The following is a 19562-nucleotide window of genomic DNA, read 5'->3' on the forward strand; positions in this document are numbered from 1 at the left end:
CCATATCCCCTCCAAAGAAATACCTATTGCATTTCGTTTAACCCCCGCATACTGGAAAGAAGTTCGCATTCGCGGGCCCGTACGCAACAGCATCGCCTCCTTGCCTGGAAGGGACGACGCACCACCCAATCCAGGAAGAAGAAATAGGAAGCAGTCATGGCACAAGGCACCGTCAAATGGTTCAACGCAGAAAAGGGCTTCGGCTTCATCACTCCTGATGAAGGCGGCGCAGACCTTTTCGTGCACCACTCCGCAATCGAAACCACGGGTTTCCGCACCCTGGATGAGAATCAGCGCGTCAGCTTCAACGTCGGCCAGGGCCAGAAGGGCCCCCAGGCCACCAACGTCCAGAAGATCTGAAGCCAATCGGATCGTACCGTTCAAAATAGATCGGCCCCTTCATCGGGGCCGATTTTTTAGTGTCCGTTACGCCTTGGCCACGCTTCTCTGGCCAAGACGTTACGGACACTTATGTCGGCCAAGAGGGCCGAAGCGTTGGGTGGTACTCCGCACAGAATCGAAGATATTGCGGAAGCAGATACCGGTCACAGGCCGACGCGATGGATGGTGGACCGAGGAAAATCGAAGGCATAACGCAACAAGTAGCCGCCAGCCTTGTTCTGCCCAAGACGTTACTGCCCCTTATGTCGGCCAAGACGTTCCAGAAGGCGGGTGGTCCTCTACGCCAAGTCGAAGTCCGTGCAGTACCCAATACCGATCACAGGCCGACGCGATGGATGGTGGCCCGAGGCACATCGAAGGCATAAAACAACAAGTAGCAACAGACAGCGTTCCTCTGGCCAAGACGTTACGGACACTTATGTCGGCCTAAGACATCTCAAGCGACCATAACTTGGTTCCTTGATACAGAAGGTATCGGGTAAGAGGGAGATCATCTTTAACGAGCACTATTGAAATTATTGGGCCTCGATCGCAGATTTTTCAGCCTTTAGGAGCATGCTTCGGATTTCAGAGTTCTTCGCCTGGCTTGAAGGGCGTTGACCGCGGAAGTTTACAGCCAGTGGATTGGCACCAGCCATTAGTAGTGCCTGGGTGATCTGAGGGAAATTCCCCCTTGCCGCGTAGTGAAGCGGAGTCTCATCAAACTTGTCCTTCACGTTGGGGTCGGCGTGTCGATGGACTACAACCAAGATAAGCCCTGCCACCGAATCAGCATATTTGGATTCAATTGTCAGGGTAGCCGCCAACCTGTGCAGTGGGTACATACCATAGTCACCCTCCCAGCGACTCTGAAGATTGAAATTTGGTGCTCCCAGAAGAATTTGAAGAAAACATTCCGGGACCATAATCCAGCTGCTCGAACTAAGAGCCTCAAGTAAGGGGGTTCGCCCCCTTGGATCGTATTGATTGAGGTCAACCTTTTCGTCGATCAGCTTCTTTAGTGCTTCATGGTCGAGCCATGTCAAGGCACGCATAATTCTCATGACCTGCTGATCTTCAGGTTGGATATCGGGGACATTCCGGCTTCTTAAGAGTGGGATCAGGCCATCAGATTTACGGAGATAGGCCAGTTCAATGGATGAGTATCCGTCGAGCTTACTGTGAGGATCAAGTCCTCTATCCAGAAGGGTTGACATCAGTAGTTTGTCGTTGGAGAAAATAGCCATGAACAGCTCGTCTTTATGACCTGATAATCGGGCCCCCTTAGAGAATAGGTAGCTTATGATTCCGCGGGCTTTTTCTCTTTCTGGGGCCTCTTTGGTGAAGCCAAACGTGGCGATCGCGACTGTAATGGGACGATTTTCCCCCTTGGGTGCAATATTCGGATCAGCGCCTTGCCTGATGGCGATTTGCACACCTTTCAGATCCGAATTTTCGATGGCCGACATAAGAAGGCGAGTCGCCTCTTCCGGTGGAGTCTCGCTTCCACCCACTCCGGCGAAGGAGACTATTTGGACGACAGGGAGCACTGCCACGGCAATATGATGACGCATGTGGGGCCTCGCTTTGACAAGCATGACAACGCTATTCTCTCACCCAACAGCGCCTTAAACGCTCCCATGCCCCTTATTCACTTCACTCCCAACCCGTCAAAAAACCACCCACAGCCTGAACATCAGGCTATGGGTGGTTTTGCTTAGAAAGTTTGTTTTTTACTGCGTGACCGCGAAAGCCACTCTGTCGTCCCTCACGCGGTCCGGATCCAGGATCTTGATGGTCGCGCTGGAGCGGTCGGCGGCGTAGGAGATGGAATAGTGCTGGTCCTTGATGAGGGAGCCCGGCACCACGTTGACCTTGCCGATCTTGGTGACGCCCAGGTCCGCGGCCTTGATGAGGACGACGGGTTCCGAGGGGCCGTCCAGCAACAGGTCCTTGTCGAAGCGCATGGACTTGGCGTTGGCGCCCATGCGGTTCTTGGAGAAGAAGGGGATGACGACGACGCCATCCTGCTCGAGCTTGGCCTGCTCGCCCACGATGTAGTGCATGGAATTGAGCTTGGCTTTCTGCCGCTCGCTGAGCGTATTCAGGGCGGCCACCTGGTCCATGAGGCCGGTCTTCTCCTGGCGCAGAGCCGTGATGTCGGCCTCAACACGCTGCTTCTCGATGTTCAGGCTGTCCAATTGCTTGGCGAGCTCCTGCCCCTTCTTGATGGCCTCGTCGCGCTCGCCCTCGGTCTTCACCTTGGCCAGCTTGATGGATTCGGTGGGCGAGAGGGGCGCGTGGCCCTGGCTCACGCTCGTGCCGTACTTCCCGTTGACGTAGAAGTGGTAGACCTCCCAACCGGGCTCCAGCTTTTCCAGGATGTTGGCCTTGGCGACCAGATCCTTCGCCTTTTCGGCGTTCACGCCGCGGTGGCGCAGGAAGGCCATGGCCATGGCGTAGTGGTTGTCCCCATCCTTGGCCAGCTCGGGCTTGGGCAGCAGGGCGCGCAGGCTGTTGACCTTCTTGTTGAGCTCGCTGATCTCCTGGTCCTTGTCCAGGATGGCCTGGAGCAGATCGCCGGTGCTGGTGCCCTTTTCAGCCTTCAGGCGCGTTTCCAGCAGGGCCTTCTGGTCGGGCGTCAGCTGCATGGTTTCCGGATTGGGTTTCACGTCCTTGACACCCGCCTGGGCGAGCTGTTGTTGCTGCTGCTGGCCCGCCTGCTGGACCTGGGTCTGGAGGCCCTGAGCCTGTTCGGCTTTCTGGGCCATGTCCTTCACTTGGGGGTCCTGCTTTCCGCAGGCCAGGACCAGCGTGAGCATGGCGGCCGCGAGGATCGTGCGGATCCTGGGATTGAGGGTTTCAGGTTTCATGGGATCTCCAAAAAAGGTGGGGGTGGCTTGAACACTTTCAAGTATGTCCATTGTCCTACATCGGTCCGGAATTACAGCAAAAAGCCCTGTTTTGGACGGATCAGCGGATCAAATGCATGGGCGAACTGGACGGAAAGATCGCTCTGACAAGGTTGTGACAGAGTGCCGACACGCCCAGGAGCGTGTCTTAAAATTCCCCCGTGCCGCGCTGGGAGCGCCGGGCGAGCAGGGCAAGGCAGCCGACCACGGCGTATCCGCCCATACGCCACGGAGGGTAACGCAGCCCTACGAAGGCCGCCGCCCCAGCCCGAAGGGACGGGGCCAGCCGCGCGCATCGCGGCGTCACGGGCCTTGAGCGTATGACCGATACGCCGCTGCGGCCCGTTCCTTACGCTGCATCGCGGCTGACCTCCGTCGCGGCGCGGGGGAATTTTAAGACACGCTCTAAGACCCGGACGAATCCAAGAAACGCTAGACTGAAGCCTGGAGCCGCCATGTCCAAAACCGTCCGCATCGCCAATGGCCAGGGATTCTGGGGAGACAGCATCGACGCGCCGGTGCGGCTCGTGGAGTACGGGAAGATCGACTACTTGACGCTGGACTATCTCGCCGAAGTCACGCTTTCCATCATGCAGAAGCAGAAGCGGAAGAACCCGAGCCAAGGCTACGCCACGGATTTCGTGGACCTGATGGCGCGCACGCTGCCGATGCTCAAGCAGAAGGGCATCAAGGTCCTCGCCAATGCGGGCGGCGTGAATCCCGAGGCCTGCCGGGCGGCCATCATGGAAGTGGCGAAAAAGCTCGGTGTCACGGGCCTCAAGATCGCCACGGTGACCGGCGACGATGTGTTGGGCCGGCTGGAGGAATTCAAAGCGAAGGGCCTGAAGCTCGCCAACATGGACACCGGCGAAGGACTCTTCGATGCGGAGCGCGACATCATCAGCGCCAATGTCTACCTGCAGACCCAAGCCATGGTGGACGCCCTGGCCACCGGCGCGGACATCGTGCTGACGGGCCGCTGCACGGATCCCGGCCTGACGCTGGCGCCGCTGATCCACGAATTCGGCTGGGCCGCCGATGACTGGGACCGCCTCGCCGCGGGCACCATCGCGGGCCATATCCTGGAATGCGGGGCCCAGGCCACCGGCGGGAATTTCTCGCGGTGGTGGGAAGTCCCGGATCTGTGGAAGGTCGGTTATCCCATCGCCGAGGTGAGCGAGGACGGAACCTTTGTCGTGACCAAGCCTGAAGGCAGCGGCGGCATGGTCACCGTGGACACCGTCAGCGAACAACTGGTCTACGAGATGGGGGATCCCAAGGCCTACCTCACACCGGATGTGGTGGCGGATTTCTCGAGCATCCAGCTCCGCCAGGCTGGCCCGGACCGCGTGGCCGTGAGCGGCATCAAGGGCGGTCCCCGCACGCCTTTCCTGAAGGTGAGCGGCGCCTATCTGAAGGGCTACAAGGCCACGGGCCAACTGACCCTTTGCGGTCCGAAAGCGCTGGAGAAAGCCCAACTTTGCGCCGACATCGTCTGGAAGCGCCTGGAGGCCGCCGGCTGCGTGTACGAGCACACGGACGCCGAATACCTCGGCAGCTCCACCGTCCACAAGGGCATCGCCTTCGAGCCGCCTGAGCCCGCGGAAATCGTGCTGAGGCTCAGCGTGAAGGACAGCGACAAAAAGAAAGTCGAGCGGTTCGGCCGGGAGCTGGCGCCCCTGGTCACCGCAGGCCCAGCAGGCGTCACCGGGTTCGCCGGAGGCCGCCCCAAGGCCGCTGAGATCGTCGCCTATTGGCCCGCGTTGATCCCGCGGGAAGAGATCACGTGGAAGGTGAGCGCGGAGGAGGTGTAGGCAGCGCCGGCTGTTCCCCGGAGAGGCCGCTCCGTTCGGCCATGACCCGGGCTTGGCAGTCCGGGCAGATGCCGTGGGTGAAGCTCGCCTGGCTGCGCGCCTCTACATAGGTTTCAAGCTGGCCCCAGTAGCCCTGGTCATCCCGCACCTTGTGGCACCACGCGCAGACCGGCAGGAGGCCCTTCAACTCGCCGACTTCGTCCAGGGCCTGGCTCAATTCCATGTTCAGGGCCCGCTGGCGGGCGATGGCCATCCTGAGGCCGCCGACCGTCGCGGCCACCAGCAGGTAGACCAGGGCGTGGTCCAGGAACTCCCACACCGCGTAAAAATGGCTAGAGTGCGCATGGCCCGCCCACTGATCCACCAGGCTCCAGGCGAGGGTGTTGAACAAAGCAAGCGCCACGGCCCAGCGCCACCCCGCCATCCAGGCCGCCACCAGGACCGGCAGGATGTAGAAGGCCGAGAATTCGAGCTCCAATCCCGTGCGGTAGTCCAGCCAGGCCACCAGCAAGGTGACCGCCAGACTCGCGGCCACGCCGGTTTTCGGCGACAGGGGAATTGCTGTCATCCATACCTCGATTTCAACTTGGACGCCAAGTTCGTGCCGTAAGTTTACAGATCATTTCAACAATTCAGCCACCAGCTCCGGCACCCGCTGGGTGGCCGTTCCCTGGCGCTGCTCATCGAACCGCGGATTCGGACTGGACCCTTCCAGGTTGATCTCGATGGCGCGGGCTCCGGGCGGCACAGCGTCCACGAAGCCAGCCGCGGGATAGACCGTGCCCGAGGTGCCGATGGCGATGAAGAGGCCGCATTCCTCCAGGGCCTTGAAAATCCTGTCCAGCTCCAGCGGCATCTCTCCGAACCAGACGATGTGCGGCCTCAACTGCCCCGGTTCGTCGCAACGGGGGCAATGGCTTGTGGGCAGGATGTCCTCTGCCCAGGCGGAGGCGGCGCCGCAAGCCAGGCACCGGGCCTTCAGCAATTCGCCGTGCATGGGCACGAGGTTCAGGGAACCAGCGCGGGCATGGAGGTCATCCACGTTCTGGGTGACCAGGAGCAAGGGGCCGGGCCAGCCCCGCTCCAGGTCCACCAGGGCGCGGTGCGCCGCATTGGGCGATACGGCTCCGAGCTTCCGGCGGCGTTCGTTGTAGAAGCGCTGCACCAGCCCGGGATCGCGCCGGAAAGCCTCGGGCGTGGCGACATCCTCCACGCGATGCTGTTCCCAGAGCCCGCCATTGTCCCGGAAGGTGGGAAGGCCGCTCTCTGCGGAGATGCCGGCTCCGGTGAGGATGACGATGGGTGTGGCGGAACCGGACCCCACGGACGCTCCATCATGATGACGCTTCCATTAGACCAGGGTCCGCCAGCGCCGCCGCTGGATCCACCGAATGGCAGGGCGCCGCAGGTCCCGGTGGGCGTCGGGCATCCTCCTGCCGCCAGAGCCCTGCGGGTTCCCGAGCCGCGCGATTCCATCCCCGGAAACCCAAGCGCGCCGAGGCGCACCCAACAGCGGAGGCCGTGCTAAATTGGTAGTCCGGCTGCCCACCCGCCCCGAGGTTTCATGCGCCTTTTCCACACTCCAGCCCGCTCCACCGCCACCGGCCGCCAGCGGGGCTTCACGCTCATGGAACTGCTGGTGGTGATGACCATCATCGCCCTGCTTTCGACGGTCGGCATCGTGGGCTACCGGCACAGCACGAAGCTCTCCAAGGAATCGGTCCTGAAGGAGAACCTCTTCCAGATCCGCCATGCGCTGGAGCAGTACCACGCGGACCGCAGCCGCTACCCCACCTCCCTGGCCCAGTTGAGGGACAAGGGCTACGTCCGCGAGATTCCCAAAGATCCCATGACCAATTCCTCGGAGACCTGGCGGACGGAAATGGAATCCGCCGACCCCGACCAGCCGGACGCCGAACCCGGCATCTGGAATGTCCGCAGCGGCAGCCAGGACATCAGCGAGGACCAAGTCCCCTACAGCGATTGGTGAGCGGTGGCCGATCTTGATTCCCGGCAGGGCCATCGCTACGACAGCCCCTCAGATTCTGGCCTACCTGAACGACCTCCATGCCGGCCATGGCCATGCTCCTGGTTTGGCCGCGGCCTTCGCCGCGCCCGAACTGCGGGGCCTTCCTGCCATCCAGGTGGGCATGAGCGAGGGCAAGCTGCTCACGCTGCTGCTGCGGCTTGCGGGCGCGAAAAAGGTGGTGGAATTCGGCACCTTGGCGGGCTACTCCGCCATCCGCATGGCCCAGGCGCTTCCGGCCGGCGGCCGGCTGTGGACCTTGGAGTTGGAAACAACCTACGCTGCGGTGGCCCGGGAACAAATTGCGGAGGCCGGCTTTGCGGATCGCGTGGAGGTGGTCGTCGGACCGGCCCTGGAATCATTGCCTGCGCTGGAATCCGAAGGTCCCTTCGACGCGGTGTTCCTGGACGCCGACAAGGGCCGGTATGACCTGTACGCGCGGTGGGCGGCCCTCAATCTGCGCCGTGGCGGGCTCCTGCTGGTGGACAACGCCTATTATTTCGGACAGCTCCTGGATCAAAGCCCGGATGCGGAGGCCGTGCGCCGTTGCCACGAAGAGGCCACCCGGGCCTTCGACACTGTCTGCATCCCGACACCTGACGGACTGCTTCTGGGGATGAAACATTGATCCTGACGCTTGATCTTCTCGAGGGCGCGTTCGCGGTGGTCCGCCTGGATCCCGACGAGCTGGTGCCCGCCTGGGCCCGGGGCGGAATGCTGTGGTCCATCACCCAGACGCCCGAGGAACTCTCGATCCTGTGCGCCTCGGACCGTGTGCCGCCGGGGTACCGCACCGAGGGGCCGTTCAGGGCCTTGAAGGTGCGAGGGCCGCTGGACATGGCCATGACCGGCGTGCTGGCGTCCATGGCCGGCCCCCTGGCGGAGGCGGGCGTGAGCATCTTCGCGCTCTCGACCTTCGACACGGACTATGTGCTGGTGCGCGAGACGGCGGTTGAAGCTGCGCTCCGGGTGTTGCGCCTCGCCGGCCATCAGGCCGGATGAGCTAGACTTCAGGCTATGGGAAAAACACTCCGCCGCCTGGACAGCGCCTCCCTGGTGCTCCTTCTGCTTTGGCTCGGGATGGCCTTGGGCTTCGCCGCGCTCATGGCTCCAGCCCTGTTCGCCAACCTGCCGACCAAGGATCTGGCGGGCCGGGTCGCGGGGGTGATGGTGGCGCGCCTGGATCTGGCCGCGTGGGTGGCGTTCGGTGGCACCCTCTGCCTGAGCTACGGCGGGCGGTGGCTCAACGAGATCCAGGACGCCAGCCCCATCGGCCCCCTGCGCCTCTGGAGCGCCGCGGTCCTGGTGGCCCTGCTCTTCACGTTTTCCAGCACCTTCCTGGCCACGCCGAGGCTCCAGGAACTCCGCGCAGAGATGAACGCCCCGGTGGATTCGCTGCCCCAGGATGATGCGAGGCTCATGAGCTACCGCAAGACCCATGGCCTCTCGACCCAGTTCTTCTTCATCCGCGTGGTCCTGGCGGCGGCCCTGGTCTGGGGCCTGGGCTACCTGCCGAAAGCGAAGCAGCCGGAAGCCTGACCTTCAGGACAGCTCCGCCTGGACAAGCGGCCGCTCCCAGTCTTCGAGCTGCCGCGGCCTCGGCGGGCCCGGGATCAGCTCCCGCAGCCATTCGCGGACTTCCTCGATGCCAGCCTTGGTCAGGGCGCAGCTGAACACCGCATCTGGATGCCTCTTTTTCATGTCCAGCCGGCGAGGCCGGGTGAGGCGGTCCGCCTGGTTGAGCACCAGCAGCCGCGGATGGTCGCCGCAGCCGATTTCATGGAGCGTGGCGCCGACGATCTTCAAATGTTCTTCCAGATCTGGATTCGCGGCATCCGCCACCACCACCAGCGCATCGGCGGTGCGCACTTCGCCCAGGGTCGAGCGGAAGGCCGCCACCAGTTGGTGGGGCAGTTTGCGGATGAAGCCGACGGTGTCGGATACCAGCGCTTGTTTCGGCGCACCGGTCTCATCGTCGGCGCCCAGCCAGGCCTTGCGCGTGGTGGTGTCGAGGGTTGCGAAGAGCATGTCCTTGGGCTCGCCTTCGCCCGTCAGGCATTTCAGGATGCTGGTCTTGCCGGCGTTGGTGTAGCCCACCAGCGCCACCCGCGGCAGGCCTGGGACACGGCCCTGGCGCTGGGTTTCCCGCACCCGTTCCAGGTGTTTCAATTCCTTCTTCAATTGCGAGATGCGCAACCGCGTCATGCGGCGGTCCACTTCGATCTGCGTTTCGCCCGCGCCCCCGCGGGTGCCCGTGCCGCCCGCCTGGCGCTCAAGGTGGGTCCAGGCGCCCTTCAGCCGCGGCAATTCGTATTCGAAGCGCGCCAACTCCACCTGCGCCCTGGCTTCGCGCGTCTGGGCGCGCTGTTCGAAGATGCTGAGGATGAGCCCCGTGCGGTCCATGCAGCGCAGGCCCGTGGACTTCTCGATGTTGCGGACCTGGCCGCCGCTCAGCTCGTCGTCGCAGATGAGCAGGGTCGCTCCTAATCGCTTGGCTTCCTGGGACGCGGCCTCCAATTGCCCCTTGCCATAGAAGCTGCGGGCCTCCGGCGTCGCGCGCTTGAGCTTCTCCTGGCCGATGGGGTCGATGCCTCCGGCCCGCGCCAGCTCGGCGAGCTCCAGCAGATGGTCCTCGATGGTCGCCCCCTCGTCGTCGCGCCCTTGCCGGGCCAGGAGGAAGCATCGAGGTTGGGGTTCTGCCATGAAGCAAGGATAAGGGCCCGGCGGGAAAGGCGGGCGAGAAGTCGAAAGGTCGAAAAGTTAAAAGGGGGGGGGGGAAAGGGTCCCACCGCCTCTCGTTTTGGCTTACCACTACAACTGGCTGATGATGGACTCATGGACATGGCCGCCCTCCACCTTGCAGCGGACCTGGGGGGCTCCGTGCTGTCCGGGGAAGGCGGGGCGCTGGTGCTGGTGGAACGCCAGCGCGGCCATGGGCTTCCCGCCCTGCTGGTGCTGGGCACGCGCGCATCGCAGGTATTGGAAGCTCTGGAGGCCTGGGAGGCCAGCGATGCCGGGCTGAATCTCTGCGCGCTGCTGCCCGCCCCGGACGCGGAGGTTGGCGTTGCGCTGCGGTGCCACCGCCGCCGCATCGGTTCGCTTGTGGCCGCGTTGGATGTGAGCCTGCCTTGGCTCGATGATCGCCCCATGCTCGCCAAGCGGCTGCCGGGGCGGATCTTCATGGCCTCGCCCGAAAAACTCGGAAAAGCTCCGCTCTCGCCCCTGGAAAAAGATGAGTTGAAATCCTTCCTTCCGGATTGGGACAAGCAGCAACGGCGGCGGGCCTTCCGCCGGGGCCCCTGGGCTGAAGTGGAGGGCGGTTTCGAGGCCGATCTCTGGTCTGGCGTCGCCTTTCCCACCGGCGCCGAGCTCCGTGTGCCGCCCCTGGAACTGCCCACGGCCTCGGCCCTGATGGAGCTGCTGCGGTCCAGCCTGCGCGCTGCTTCCGGCCAGCCCGTCCCCCTGCTGCCGCTGCCCGGCGATCCCTCCAACCTGCATGCCCTGGCCCAGCTCACGCCCGCCATCGCGGCCTTCCGCGGCCCCGTGGCAGCCTGGCGGTCGGCCTATCAAAAACTCGCCGCACTGCCCGCCCCGCCGCACTTCTGCGCACGGTGCTGAGAGGCACGGAGAAAGATGAAGGCCCGCACTGGTTGTGGCTTTAACTACGCAACTCCTCAACTTTCAACTCAACTTTCAACTTCTCAACCTTTGGCTGGCGCCCCCCTCGCACAACCCCGCCCCGGATATTTGGAGTGAGGGCGTAGAATCAAGGCAGTTTTCCCAGAAGGGAGCGCCCCTTGGGAATCAAGGCGCTGCTGGTCTACCCGGAAATGCCCCCGACCTACTGGAGCATGCGCTACGCGCTCCCTTTCCTCGGCTGCAAGGCTTCGCTGCCGCCCTTGGGCCTGATCACGGTGGCCGCGATGCTGCCGAAGGATTGGGACCTCAAGCTCGTTGATCTGAATGTCGGAACCCTTTCGAAGCAGGACATCGAGGCGGCGGATCTGGTGCTGACCTCCGCCATGCTCGTGCAGCGCGCCTCCTTCGAAAAAATCGTCGCGATGTGCCAGGAAGCGGGCAAGCCGCTGGTGGCGGGCGGGCCCTATCCCACCAGTTGCCATGAGCAGATCGAAGGCGTGGATTACTTCGTCCTCGGCGAAGCGGAAGTGAACCTTCCGCCTTTCCTGGAGGATTTCAAAAATGGCAATCCGAAAAACTGCTACCGCGATCCCACGCGCCCCGACATCACCCGCACGCCGCCGCCGCGCTTCGACCTGCTGGACCGGAAACGCTACGCGGGCGCGGCCTTGCAGTATTCGCGCGGCTGCCCGCACCACTGCGAATTCTGCGACATCGTGGAACTCTTCGGCCACAAGCCCCGCACCAAGACGCCTACCCAGATCCTGGAGGAGCTGGAGCTGCTGTATGAGGGCGGCTGGCGCGGCTCGCTGTTTGTGGTGGACGACAACTTCATCGGCAACCGGCTCCAGGTTCGCCGCCTCCTGCCCGAGGTGGCCCGCTGGCAGGAAGAACGGAACTTCCCCTTCACCCTCTACACCGAGGCCAGCCTCGATCTGGCGGCGGACGAAGCGCTCATGGACGACATGGTGCGGGCGGGCTTCAACATGGTGTTCGTGGGCATCGAAACGCCGGACCAGGCCACGCTCGAAGCGGTGGGGAAAAACCTGAACAGCCGCGCCGATCTGCTGGCCAGCGTCCGCGCCATCCAGGCCAAGGGGCTGGAAGTGGCCGCCGGGTTCATCGTGGGCTTCGACGAAGACCAGGGCGATATCTTCGACCGCCAGATCCGCTTCATCGGGCAGGCTGCCATTCCCACGGCCATGGTGGGCCTCCTGACGGCCCTTCCGGGAACCCGGCTCCACACCCGGCTGGCCTCCGAGGGGCGGCTGCTTTTCACGTCGGTGGGGGGCAACAACACCCATGACTTGGAGCTGAATTTCCTTCCGCGCATGGATGCGGGCCTCCTTCGCGCGGGCTACAAGCGCGTGCTTGCCGAGGTGTACCGGCCGCGCCGCTACTTCGCCCGCTGCCTTGACTTGATCCGCCGGATGAAGCCCCACAAGGCCTCCGTCCGCCGGATCCGGCTCGTCGAAGTGCGGGCCTTCTTCCATTCCCTCATCCGCCAGACCTTCTCCCGCTACACGTTCGCGTACTGGTCCTACCTGCTGCGGGGCCTGACGCTGCGCCCCCGCATGCTCGCCGAGCTGGTGACCATGGCCGTGAAAGGCCACCATTTCTTCACCATCACACGGAGCCTACTGGAACTGGAGAAATTCAAGGACAGGCTGCAACGCTCAGGGCAAGATCTCGAAGCCCGCCTGCACCGCGCCATCCAGGGCAACGCGAAGAACATGGCCGCCTGGAAGGCCTACCGCGCCAAGCTCCTGGCCCGTGCCAAAGCCCGCTGTGAGCGCTTCCACCCGGATTTCAAGCACAGCGCAGTGAGGGCGTTTGAGGAATTCAGGGGTACGGTGGAAAGGTTGCGGATACCGAGCACCGGAGTGTTGGGGAATTCAGGGCGTGATTCCTAGACCCATGATTGGATCCAGATTGAACGCAAGGCTAACCTCTGATCCACGCGTCAAGCCGCGCCGTCCGCCGCATCGCTCCTCCAGGTTTGCCTAGAGCGTGAACCAGTGGTGGCTGCCGTACAAGCCGGGGCCGAAGAATTGGCATATCCACGGTTGTTTAGTTGGTTTTCAAATCCGTGTTCATCCGTGTTCATCTGTGGTTAAAAGCTTTTCAGCCACAGATGAACACGGATGAAATGCAAAGAATCCGCGGTGGAACGCGCCAGGATTGCCAGGCCATTTTCGGCACCCTCAAATTTTCTTGCGACTCGATCACTGAAGGGATATGGTAGGACCACCATCACGGATTTATCCAATGAAGCGTACCCATTTACCTAGGGTCCTGGACAGTTCATGACCCGCGCTGGTCAGCCATCGAGACCGCATTGATAACCGTTTCCATTTCTTCCAGAGGACTCCCCATGAAGCTCATCCGCCACGCCCTTTGCTGGTCCCTCGTGTCCAGCGCCAGCCTCGCGCCCCTCCCCGCCCAAACCCCGGCCACACCCGAGGCCACGGGGCTGCCCGGCGACCATTTCATCCTCCAGGGAGCGCTGGAGCTCTTCAAGAAGTCGGACTCCCCCGAGGCGTTCGAGAAGGCGCTGAACGAGCAGGCCAACCATGTGAACAACCTGGATCTCAACGGCGACGGAGAAGTCGACTACGTCCGCGTGGTGGACCGGATGCAGGGCGGCGTCCATGCGCTGGTCCTGCAGGTGGCGATTTCCGAGAGCGAGAACCAGGACATCGCGGTGATCGGCCTCGAAAAGACCGCCGACGCCAATGCCATCGTGCAGATTGTCGGGGATGAAGAAATCTTCGGAGAACGGACCATCGTCGAACCCGGCGAGGGGGATGACGATGACGACGAGGATGCCTCCGGAGGCAACCAGGCGGGCCGCGGGCCGAACGCCCCTGAACCCAGCGCCCTGGCCGCCAACCGGGTCCGGGTGGTGGTGAACGTATGGCCCTGGCCCTGCGTCCGGTTCGTGTTCGCCCCGGCCTATGTGGCCTGGACGTCCCCCTGGCGGTGGCGCGTGTACCCGGCCTGGTGGCGCCCCTTCCGGCCCCTGGCCTGGGCCGCCTTCCATCCCTTCCGGTCCCGCCTGGTTCCGGGCTTCGCGGTGGTCCGCACCCATCGCGTGCTGGCGGCCCATCGCCTGTATGCGCCGGGCCGCGCGGTTTCAGTCACCGTGCGCACCCGCTATGCGCCCGCCCACGCCAAGGCCCGGGTGACCCGCACCACCACGGTGCGGACGGGTCCCCACGGCGGCAAGGTGAAGACCACCCACACGACGGTGCGCGGGGGACGGCGGCGCCATTAGGTTTCAGCAATGAGCCATGAGCTATCAGCCATCGGCTGATCTGGAAGCGCCTTCGGCGCTCCGTTCATAACGCCGCGGCCTTGGGCCGCATCCGAATGCAGCTCATGGCTCATCGCAGCTCTACGAACATCAGCGGGGGCAGGTCGGCGCTTTGCAGCTGCCATGTGGCCTTGCCGACGCGGAAGGCGGCGGGCAGCACCAGGCCGGGTGTGTAGCACCAGTAGGTGGCTTGGTCGGTCCTGAGCATTTTCACACCGCGATGCTTGCCCACTTTCCAGGCGGCAGGCGCGGTTTGCTTCAAGGTGGTGGCGTTGGGGGCGATCATTTTTTCCGGGCCCGTGTGGGTGAGCACGAATGCACGCAGCGCCGCCAGCTCGCCCTGTTCGGGACGCAGCGCGATGAAGGCCGGATGGTTGCCGTCAACGACCTGCAGCTCCGCCCGCCGCCCGCCGGACAGGTACCTCAAGGTTCCGCGCGGGGCCTGCGCAAATAGGGAAAGACAGGCGGACGCGGCGAGGACCGACCGGATCAACCTTCGCCACCGGTCCAATCGACCTTCAGCTGCTGCTGGACGAAGTAGTCCTCCACTTCGGCCATGGTCTTCAGCGGGCCGTGGAAGAGCTTGGTGTTGCTCATTTCCGCGTCCAGCGCCTTGACCACCAGCAGGCCCATGCCCGGCGTGTCGTGCACCATCACGTACCAATTCTTGTAGTCGCCCTCGCTGACGCGGCCCAGTTTTCCGATCGGTATCACGTTCGCTCCTGCTGGTTCATTCACATGTTCAAGGCGCGGCCATGGACGGCGCGGGCGGCTTCGGGAAAGACTTCGTTCAGGGTCGGGTGCGGGTACATGGTGTTGATGAGCTCGTCCACGGTGTATTCGCCGCCGATCAGCGCCAGGCTGGACGCCACCAGTTCCGTGGCCTTGGGGCCGATGATGTGGATGCCCAGGATCTCGCCGTACTGCTTGTCCGCCACGATCTTGATGAAGCCATGGGGCTCGCCGATGATGTTGGCCTTGGCCATGGGCATGAAGGGGAACTGGCCCACCTGAACGTCGAAACCCTTCTCGCGGGCCGCCCGCTCCGTGAGGCCGACGCTGCCGATTTCAGGGTCGCAGTAGGTGCATCCGGGCACGCGGTCGTAGTCGATGGGATGGGGGTGCGCGTCCGCGCCCAGGGATTTCGCCGCGTGCTCCGCGGCGACGACGCCCTCGTCGCTGGCCACGTGGGCGAGCATGGGCGTCTTCACGATGTCGCCGATGGCGTAAAGGCCTTCTTCTTTGGTCTGCATGAATTCGTTGATGTCGATGTAGCCGCGCTCCTGGGTGGCCTTGGTGTTCTCCAGGCCGATGTTGGCCGTGACCGGTGCGCGGCCGATGGAGATGAGCACGTGGCTGGCTTCGAGGGTCCCGGGCTTGTCGCCTTCAAGGTGGCAGACAACCTTGCCAGCGGACCTCTCAAGGCTGGCGATCTTGGTCTTCACGCGGACATCCATCTTGTAGGACTTGGCGAAGATTTTCGCCAGTTCCTCGCCCACGGCCGTGTCCTCGATGGGCACCAGCTGGTCCATCATTTCCACCAGCGTGACCTTGCTGCCCAGCCGCGCGAAGGTCGACGCGAACTCCACGCCGATGGCGCCGCCGCCCAGGATGACGAGGTGGCTCGGAAGTTCCGCCAGGTCCAGGATGTGGTCGCTGTTCAACACGCGCTGGCCGTCGGTCTCCAGGCCCGGCAGCTCGCGGGGAACCGACCCGGTCGCGAGGATGATCTTCTTCGCGGTGTGGACCTCCTGCTCCACCACCACGCGCCCGCCCCCCAGCAGTTTTCCGATGCCCTTCAGCACCGTGACCTTGTTCTTCTTCATCAGGTATTCGATGCCCTTGCCGTTCTTAAGCACGATGCGGTTCTTGCGCGTGACGATGGCCGGGAGATCCGCGCGCAGCTTCGAAACATCCACATCGGCGATGCCGAATTCCTTGAGGTTTTCCATCTGCTCGAAACGGTGGGCGGTCTCCAGCCAGGTCTTGGCGGGGATGCAGCCGCGGCGCAGGCAGGTGCCGCCGAGACCCGCGGGATCCTTTTCCACCAGGGCGGTGTTCAGTCCCAACTGCGCACCGCGCACCGCGGCGATGTAGCCCCCAGGGCCACTTCCAATCACGATCAGGTCGAACGCAGCCATGCCAGCTCCAAAGCCATGGACAGAAGTATCCCACGGGCCGCGGGCGGGCCAAACCGGCCGCATGGTAGGGTGGACCCAAAGCCTTGATTTGATGGGGGAACTCGTGGAATCCACGCGCGAAAGCTCCGAAGGGCGGGCCTGATGGACATCCGCTTTCGCCTCGCGGTGGTTTGCCTGGTGTCAGGTCCGGTTTCCTTGTGCGCGGGCGGGCTGGAGTCGCGCACGCCCTACCACTCCGCTTCGGACGCCGTGGCCAGGCCCGGTTCCCAGGTGCCCCTGACGGCCTGGTTCAGCCACAGCGCCGGGGTCCAGAAGAGCCTGGAACATGCCCCGGTGCGCGTGGAGTGGCTGGTGGACGGCGCCTGGACACCCATTGGCGAGGCCACCACGGACGAAGAAGGCAAGGCGGTCCTGGCGGTGAAAGCGCCCGCCAAACCGGGCTCGGTGAAGGTGCGCTGGTGGTACGAGCAGCAGCCGGCGGAGGGGACGCTCTTCGTCATCGGGCCGGGGCAAGCGGCTTCAGTCTTCGACATCGACGGCACCCTGACCATGTCGGATGCGGAGAACTGGAAAGACTACCTCCGCCGCCTGGGGCGCCATCCGCGAGCGGAGGGCCCGAAGCTGCGCCCCAATGCCGTGGAGGCCGTAAAGCGGGCTTCGGAAGGCAGCCTCGTGGTCTACCTCACGGGCCGCCCTCCCTGGCTGGGAAGGCCCACTCGCGAATGGCTGGCCCACCATCGATTTCCCGAAGGCGTGGTGGTCTGGATGCCCCTCGCCCGCGACATCCTGCCCACGCAGAAGCGCGTGGGCGAAGCCAAGCTCGCGCAATTGAAATCGATGCAGAACACAGGCCTGACCTTCATCCGGGCCTTCGGCAACGCGCTCACGGACATCCACGCCTACGAAGGCGCCGGCATCCCCAAGGCCCAGACCTACATCATGGGCAAGCACGGCGGCAAGGGGGGAACGGTGCAGGGCGGGAACGGATACCCCGTGAAGGGAATTCCGGACTGAGCTGTTTCCTGCGGGCCGGATTCCCTTCGCAGCCGCGGATCTCCTACACTGGCCCTCATGCGCACGATCCTCCGCTTCCTCTTCTCCGCGCTCGGCCTGCTGGTGGCGTCCTATGCGCTGCCGGGCCTCCACCACGGATCTTTCGTGGACCTGCTGGCGGTGGCGGTGGTGCTGGGCGTGCTGAACGCGACCCTGGGGCCGCTGCTGAAATTCATCGCCTTCATCCCGGTGGTGTTCTCCTTCGGCTGCTTCAGTCTCGTGATCAACGGCCTGGTGTTCTGGCTGGCGGGAGCGCTGTCCCATCGGCTGGGGTTGGACTTCAGGGTGGATGGGTTCTGGGCTGGATTTTTCGGCGCCCTCATCACAAGCCTCGTGGCGAGCCTCGTCGAAGTCGTGCTCATCGGAAGAGAACCCAAGGATGGGCCAAGGGCTCCCCGGGGAATCAAGATCGTGAATTGAGCTGGATGGATATGAGCCATGAGGTATGTGCTATGAGCTATGAGCTTTGAGCCATGGGCTATTAGCTGTGAGAGGATGGCGCATGCGAAACCACAGGGCTTTGACGGTCTTCAAGTTGGCTGATGACTTAGCGTTGGCGGTATATGCCGCAACTGGAACCTTTCCAAAATCAGAACAATTTGGTTTGGTCTCCCAAATGAGGAGGGCCGCTGTATCGGTTCCATCGAATATCGCTGAGGGCTGCTCCCGGCATTCCGAAGCCGAATTTGTTCACTTCCTACACATCGCGTTGGGCTCAGCCCGCGAACTTGAATACCAGGCTTCATTAGCCCAACGATTGGGTTTTTTTCGCGATTCAAACATTGAAATTCAAGCCAATTCTCTTTGCCGAACCCTCTCGGTCTTCATCAATAAAATCCGAGCTTGAATTCTCGATGCATTCATTCTGTTTGATTCCCCCACTGCTCATAACTCATAGCTCATAGCTGATAGCTGATAGCTGATCGCTGATAGCTCAAAGCCCACAGCCCACCAGGACACTTCCACCCATGAAGCCAGCCACGAAATTACTGGTCCTGCTGACCAGCATCAACCTGGTGAACTACCTGGATCGCTACGTGGTGGCGGCGATCCTGGAGCCCCTGGGCCAGGATCTGCGCCTGACGGATTCCCAATTGGGCAGCCTGACGTTGGTGTTCGTGGTGGTCTACATGCTGGCGGCGCCGGTCTTCGGGTGGCTGGCGGACCGCTATCACCGCCCGCGCTTGGTGGCCGCGGGCGTGGCCTTATGGAGCATCGCGACCCTGCTGGCGGCCTTCGTGCACAGTTATCCCATGCTCCTCTTCACGCGCTCGCTGGTGGGCGTGGGCGAAGCCGCCTACGCCACGCTGGGTCCGGCCATCCTCAGCGATGTGATTCCCGAGGATGAACGCGCGGCGAAATTCACCTGGTTCTACCTGGCCATTCCGTTGGGTTCGGCGCTGGGTTACGGCCTGGGCGGCATCGTGGCCCAGCATTTCGGATGGCGGGCGGCCTTCCTGGTGGCGGGCCTCCCGGGGTTGATCCTCGCAGGCCGCATGATGCTGCTTTCGGATCCCGTGCGGGGCGCGATGGACCACCTGCATGATCTCAACGCAACCGCAAGCTGGCTCCAGAGGCTCGGCGCCATTTTCAAAAACCGCATCTGGCTGGCCTGCACCGGCAGCTACGTGGGCTATACCTTTGCCATGGGCGCCCTGGCAACCTGGGGCCCAGCCCTCCTCCAGCGGAAGTTCGAGGTGAGCGTGGGCCAGGCGGGCCTCGTGTTCGGCGGCCTGGCTGTGGTGACCGGCATCCTGGGCACTTTCCTGGGCGGAATCCTCACCGGAAAACTCCAGCATCGCTGGCCCGACGCAGGGGTCTGGATCAGCGGATGCACGCTCCTGGCCGCCGCGCCCGCGGTGGCATGGGCGGTTTCATCCGGGAACCTGCACCTGACCTACGCATTGTTTTTCCTGGGCATGCTGTTGCTCTTCATCAATACCAGCCCCGTGAACGCGTTGACCGTGAGCTGCCTGCCCTCCAGCGTCCGCGCCACCGGCGTCGCCATCAACGTGCTGTTCATCCATCTCTTCGGCGATGCCGTGAGTCCGAAATTGGTGGGCGCCCTCAGCGATCGCCTGGGCGCCGATGGGCCGGCCCTCGGCCAGGCCATGCTCGTGGCGGTGCCTGCGATCATGGCTTCCGGCGTCCTGTTGTGGTGGGCCCGGGGATTCCAGGCTTCGGAATCCCGCTGAAGCCGCGGCTGGATCCTGGACGAACACCGACGGGCAAGTCTTGCATGGAGGTGAAATTCCAGCCTCGCGAATGGCGGGTTGCGGC

The 19562-nt window shown here is 63.4% G+C and carries 21 protein-coding genes; 13 read left to right on the plus strand and 8 right to left on the minus strand.

Going from position 1 to position 19562, the window contains the following annotated elements:
* Positions 1 to 156 precede the first annotated feature (156 nt).
* Positions 157 to 360: a cold-shock protein gene (locus IPQ13_05435; protein ID MBL0210341.1), complete on the plus strand. Its 204-nt coding sequence runs from the start codon at positions 157 to 159 to the stop codon at positions 358 to 360.
* A gap of 557 nt (positions 361 to 917) precedes the next feature.
* Here the strand turns inward: IPQ13_05435 and IPQ13_05440 are convergent.
* Together IPQ13_05440 and IPQ13_05445 are read right to left on the minus strand one after the other, a co-directional pair.
* Positions 918 to 1850 carry an ankyrin repeat domain-containing protein gene (locus IPQ13_05440; GenBank protein ID MBL0210342.1) on the minus strand — a complete coding sequence of 311 codons (933 nt, stop codon included), beginning with the start codon at positions 1848 to 1850 and terminating at the stop codon, positions 918 to 920.
* A 264-nt stretch (positions 1851 to 2114) separates the two neighbouring features.
* Complete coding sequence (locus IPQ13_05445) at positions 2115 to 3254, minus strand: hypothetical protein (protein ID MBL0210343.1); 1140 nt, start codon at positions 3252 to 3254, stop codon at positions 2115 to 2117.
* 494 nt (positions 3255 to 3748) lie between these two features.
* On the opposite strand from IPQ13_05445, the gene IPQ13_05450 reads away from it, so the two are divergent.
* Positions 3749 to 5107 (plus strand): DUF1446 domain-containing protein, encoded by a 1359-nt coding sequence (locus IPQ13_05450; GenBank protein MBL0210344.1) that lies wholly within the window; start codon positions 3749 to 3751, stop codon positions 5105 to 5107.
* On the opposite strand, the gene IPQ13_05455 is transcribed toward IPQ13_05450, so the two are convergent.
* The gene (locus tag IPQ13_05455) at positions 5076 to 5675 is read right to left on the minus strand and encodes a hypothetical protein (GenBank protein MBL0210345.1); all 600 of its coding nucleotides are present in this window, start codon (positions 5673 to 5675) and stop codon (positions 5076 to 5078) included. The two genes, IPQ13_05450 and IPQ13_05455, sit on opposite strands and share 32 nt — an antisense overlap.
* 51 nt (positions 5676 to 5726) lie before the next feature.
* Positions 5727 to 6431 (minus strand): NAD-dependent deacylase, encoded by a 705-nt coding sequence (locus IPQ13_05460; GenBank protein ID MBL0210346.1) that lies wholly within the window; start codon positions 6429 to 6431, stop codon positions 5727 to 5729.
* 240 nt (positions 6432 to 6671) lie between these two features.
* On the opposite strand from IPQ13_05460, the gene IPQ13_05465 reads away from it, so the two are divergent.
* The 4 genes from IPQ13_05465 (at position 6672) to IPQ13_05480 (ending at position 8672) form a co-directional block, all read left to right on the plus strand.
* A complete protein-coding gene (locus IPQ13_05465) occupies positions 6672 to 7097 on the plus strand; it encodes a prepilin-type N-terminal cleavage/methylation domain-containing protein (protein ID MBL0210347.1) in 426 nt (141 codons plus the stop codon).
* Positions 7039 to 7761 (plus strand): class I SAM-dependent methyltransferase, encoded by a 723-nt coding sequence (locus IPQ13_05470; protein MBL0210348.1) that lies wholly within the window; start codon positions 7039 to 7041, stop codon positions 7759 to 7761. The genes IPQ13_05465 and IPQ13_05470 overlap by 59 nt, the downstream gene beginning before the upstream one ends.
* Positions 7762 to 7847: 86 nt before the next feature.
* Complete coding sequence (locus tag IPQ13_05475) at positions 7848 to 8135, plus strand: ACT domain-containing protein (GenBank protein MBL0210349.1); 288 nt, start codon at positions 7848 to 7850, stop codon at positions 8133 to 8135.
* A gap of 15 nt (positions 8136 to 8150) precedes the next feature.
* Positions 8151 to 8672, plus strand: coding sequence for a hypothetical protein (locus IPQ13_05480; protein MBL0210350.1), 522 nt, complete (start codon positions 8151 to 8153; stop codon positions 8670 to 8672).
* Positions 8673 to 8675: 3 nt separating this feature from the next.
* Here IPQ13_05480 and hflX read toward each other — a convergent pair whose 3' ends face one another.
* Positions 8676 to 9836, minus strand: coding sequence for a GTPase HflX (gene hflX, locus IPQ13_05485; GenBank protein ID MBL0210351.1), 1161 nt, complete (start codon positions 9834 to 9836; stop codon positions 8676 to 8678).
* 132 nt (positions 9837 to 9968) lie between these two features.
* On the opposite strand from hflX, the gene IPQ13_05490 reads away from it, so the two are divergent.
* The 3 genes from IPQ13_05490 to IPQ13_05500 all read left to right on the plus strand — a co-directional run bounded on the left by IPQ13_05490 (position 9969) and on the right by IPQ13_05500 (position 14049).
* Positions 9969 to 10751, plus strand: a complete 783-nt coding sequence (locus IPQ13_05490) for a hypothetical protein (GenBank protein ID MBL0210352.1) — start codon at positions 9969 to 9971, stop codon at positions 10749 to 10751.
* 179 nt (positions 10752 to 10930) lie between these two features.
* Positions 10931 to 12685, plus strand: a complete 1755-nt coding sequence (locus IPQ13_05495) for a B12-binding domain-containing radical SAM protein (GenBank protein ID MBL0210353.1) — start codon at positions 10931 to 10933, stop codon at positions 12683 to 12685.
* A gap of 461 nt (positions 12686 to 13146) precedes the next feature.
* A complete protein-coding gene (locus IPQ13_05500) occupies positions 13147 to 14049 on the plus strand; it encodes a hypothetical protein (protein ID MBL0210354.1) in 903 nt (300 codons plus the stop codon).
* A gap of 109 nt (positions 14050 to 14158) precedes the next feature.
* Here IPQ13_05500 and IPQ13_05505 read toward each other — a convergent pair whose 3' ends face one another.
* The 3 genes from IPQ13_05505 to lpdA all read right to left on the minus strand — a co-directional run bounded on the left by IPQ13_05505 (position 14159) and on the right by lpdA (position 16229).
* Positions 14159 to 14515: a hypothetical protein gene (locus IPQ13_05505; protein ID MBL0210355.1), complete on the minus strand. Its 357-nt coding sequence runs from the start codon at positions 14513 to 14515 to the stop codon at positions 14159 to 14161.
* A gap of 62 nt (positions 14516 to 14577) precedes the next feature.
* Positions 14578 to 14802, minus strand: coding sequence for a hypothetical protein (locus IPQ13_05510; GenBank protein ID MBL0210356.1), 225 nt, complete (start codon positions 14800 to 14802; stop codon positions 14578 to 14580).
* A gap of 20 nt (positions 14803 to 14822) precedes the next feature.
* Positions 14823 to 16229, minus strand: coding sequence for a dihydrolipoyl dehydrogenase (gene lpdA, locus IPQ13_05515; protein MBL0210357.1), 1407 nt, complete (start codon positions 16227 to 16229; stop codon positions 14823 to 14825).
* A gap of 141 nt (positions 16230 to 16370) precedes the next feature.
* Between lpdA and IPQ13_05520 the strand changes: the two genes are divergently transcribed.
* The 4 genes from IPQ13_05520 (at position 16371) to IPQ13_05535 (ending at position 19477) form a co-directional block, all read left to right on the plus strand.
* Positions 16371 to 17243 carry a hypothetical protein gene (locus tag IPQ13_05520; protein MBL0210358.1) on the plus strand — a complete coding sequence of 291 codons (873 nt, stop codon included), beginning with the start codon at positions 16371 to 16373 and terminating at the stop codon, positions 17241 to 17243.
* Positions 17244 to 17300: 57 nt separating this feature from the next.
* Positions 17301 to 17702: a phage holin family protein gene (locus IPQ13_05525; GenBank protein ID MBL0210359.1), complete on the plus strand. Its 402-nt coding sequence runs from the start codon at positions 17301 to 17303 to the stop codon at positions 17700 to 17702.
* Positions 17703 to 17784: 82 nt separating this feature from the next.
* Positions 17785 to 18129 (plus strand): four helix bundle protein, encoded by a 345-nt coding sequence (locus IPQ13_05530; protein ID MBL0210360.1) that lies wholly within the window; start codon positions 17785 to 17787, stop codon positions 18127 to 18129.
* A 121-nt stretch (positions 18130 to 18250) separates the two neighbouring features.
* Positions 18251 to 19477: an MFS transporter gene (locus IPQ13_05535; protein ID MBL0210361.1), complete on the plus strand. Its 1227-nt coding sequence runs from the start codon at positions 18251 to 18253 to the stop codon at positions 19475 to 19477.
* Positions 19478 to 19562 lie beyond the last annotated feature (85 nt).

The organism is Holophagaceae bacterium, from assembly GCA_016720465.1.
GTDB lineage: Bacteria > Acidobacteriota > Holophagae > Holophagales > Holophagaceae > JANXPB01.

Coding starts and splice junctions, on each gene's coding strand:
- IPQ13_05450 (MBL0210344.1), top strand. CDS start 3,749: ATGTCCAAAACCGTCCGCATCGCCAATGGCCAGGGATTCTGGGGAGAC.
- IPQ13_05470 (MBL0210348.1), top strand. CDS start 7,039: ATGTCCGCAGCGGCAGCCAGGACATCAGCGAGGACCAAGTCCCCTACA.
- IPQ13_05520 (MBL0210358.1), top strand. CDS start 16,371: ATGGACATCCGCTTTCGCCTCGCGGTGGTTTGCCTGGTGTCAGGTCCG.
- IPQ13_05530 (MBL0210360.1), top strand. CDS start 17,785: ATGCGAAACCACAGGGCTTTGACGGTCTTCAAGTTGGCTGATGACTTA.
- IPQ13_05440 (MBL0210342.1), bottom strand. CDS start 1,850: ATGTCGGCCATCGAAAATTCGGATCTGAAAGGTGTGCAAATCGCCATC.
- IPQ13_05465 (MBL0210347.1), top strand. CDS start 6,672: ATGCGCCTTTTCCACACTCCAGCCCGCTCCACCGCCACCGGCCGCCAG.
- IPQ13_05525 (MBL0210359.1), top strand. CDS start 17,301: ATGCGCACGATCCTCCGCTTCCTCTTCTCCGCGCTCGGCCTGCTGGTG.
- IPQ13_05455 (MBL0210345.1), bottom strand. CDS start 5,675: ATGACAGCAATTCCCCTGTCGCCGAAAACCGGCGTGGCCGCGAGTCTG.
- IPQ13_05445 (MBL0210343.1), bottom strand. CDS start 3,254: ATGAAACCTGAAACCCTCAATCCCAGGATCCGCACGATCCTCGCGGCC.
- IPQ13_05500 (MBL0210354.1), top strand. CDS start 13,147: ATGAAGCTCATCCGCCACGCCCTTTGCTGGTCCCTCGTGTCCAGCGCC.
- IPQ13_05435 (MBL0210341.1), top strand. CDS start 157: ATGGCACAAGGCACCGTCAAATGGTTCAACGCAGAAAAGGGCTTCGGC.
- IPQ13_05535 (MBL0210361.1), top strand. CDS start 18,251: ATGAAGCCAGCCACGAAATTACTGGTCCTGCTGACCAGCATCAACCTG.
- IPQ13_05475 (MBL0210349.1), top strand. CDS start 7,848: ATGCTGTGGTCCATCACCCAGACGCCCGAGGAACTCTCGATCCTGTGC.
- lpdA (MBL0210357.1), bottom strand. CDS start 16,229: ATGGCTGCGTTCGACCTGATCGTGATTGGAAGTGGCCCTGGGGGCTAC.
- IPQ13_05480 (MBL0210350.1), top strand. CDS start 8,151: ATGGGAAAAACACTCCGCCGCCTGGACAGCGCCTCCCTGGTGCTCCTT.
- IPQ13_05490 (MBL0210352.1), top strand. CDS start 9,969: ATGGACATGGCCGCCCTCCACCTTGCAGCGGACCTGGGGGGCTCCGTG.
- hflX (MBL0210351.1), bottom strand. CDS start 9,836: ATGGCAGAACCCCAACCTCGATGCTTCCTCCTGGCCCGGCAAGGGCGC.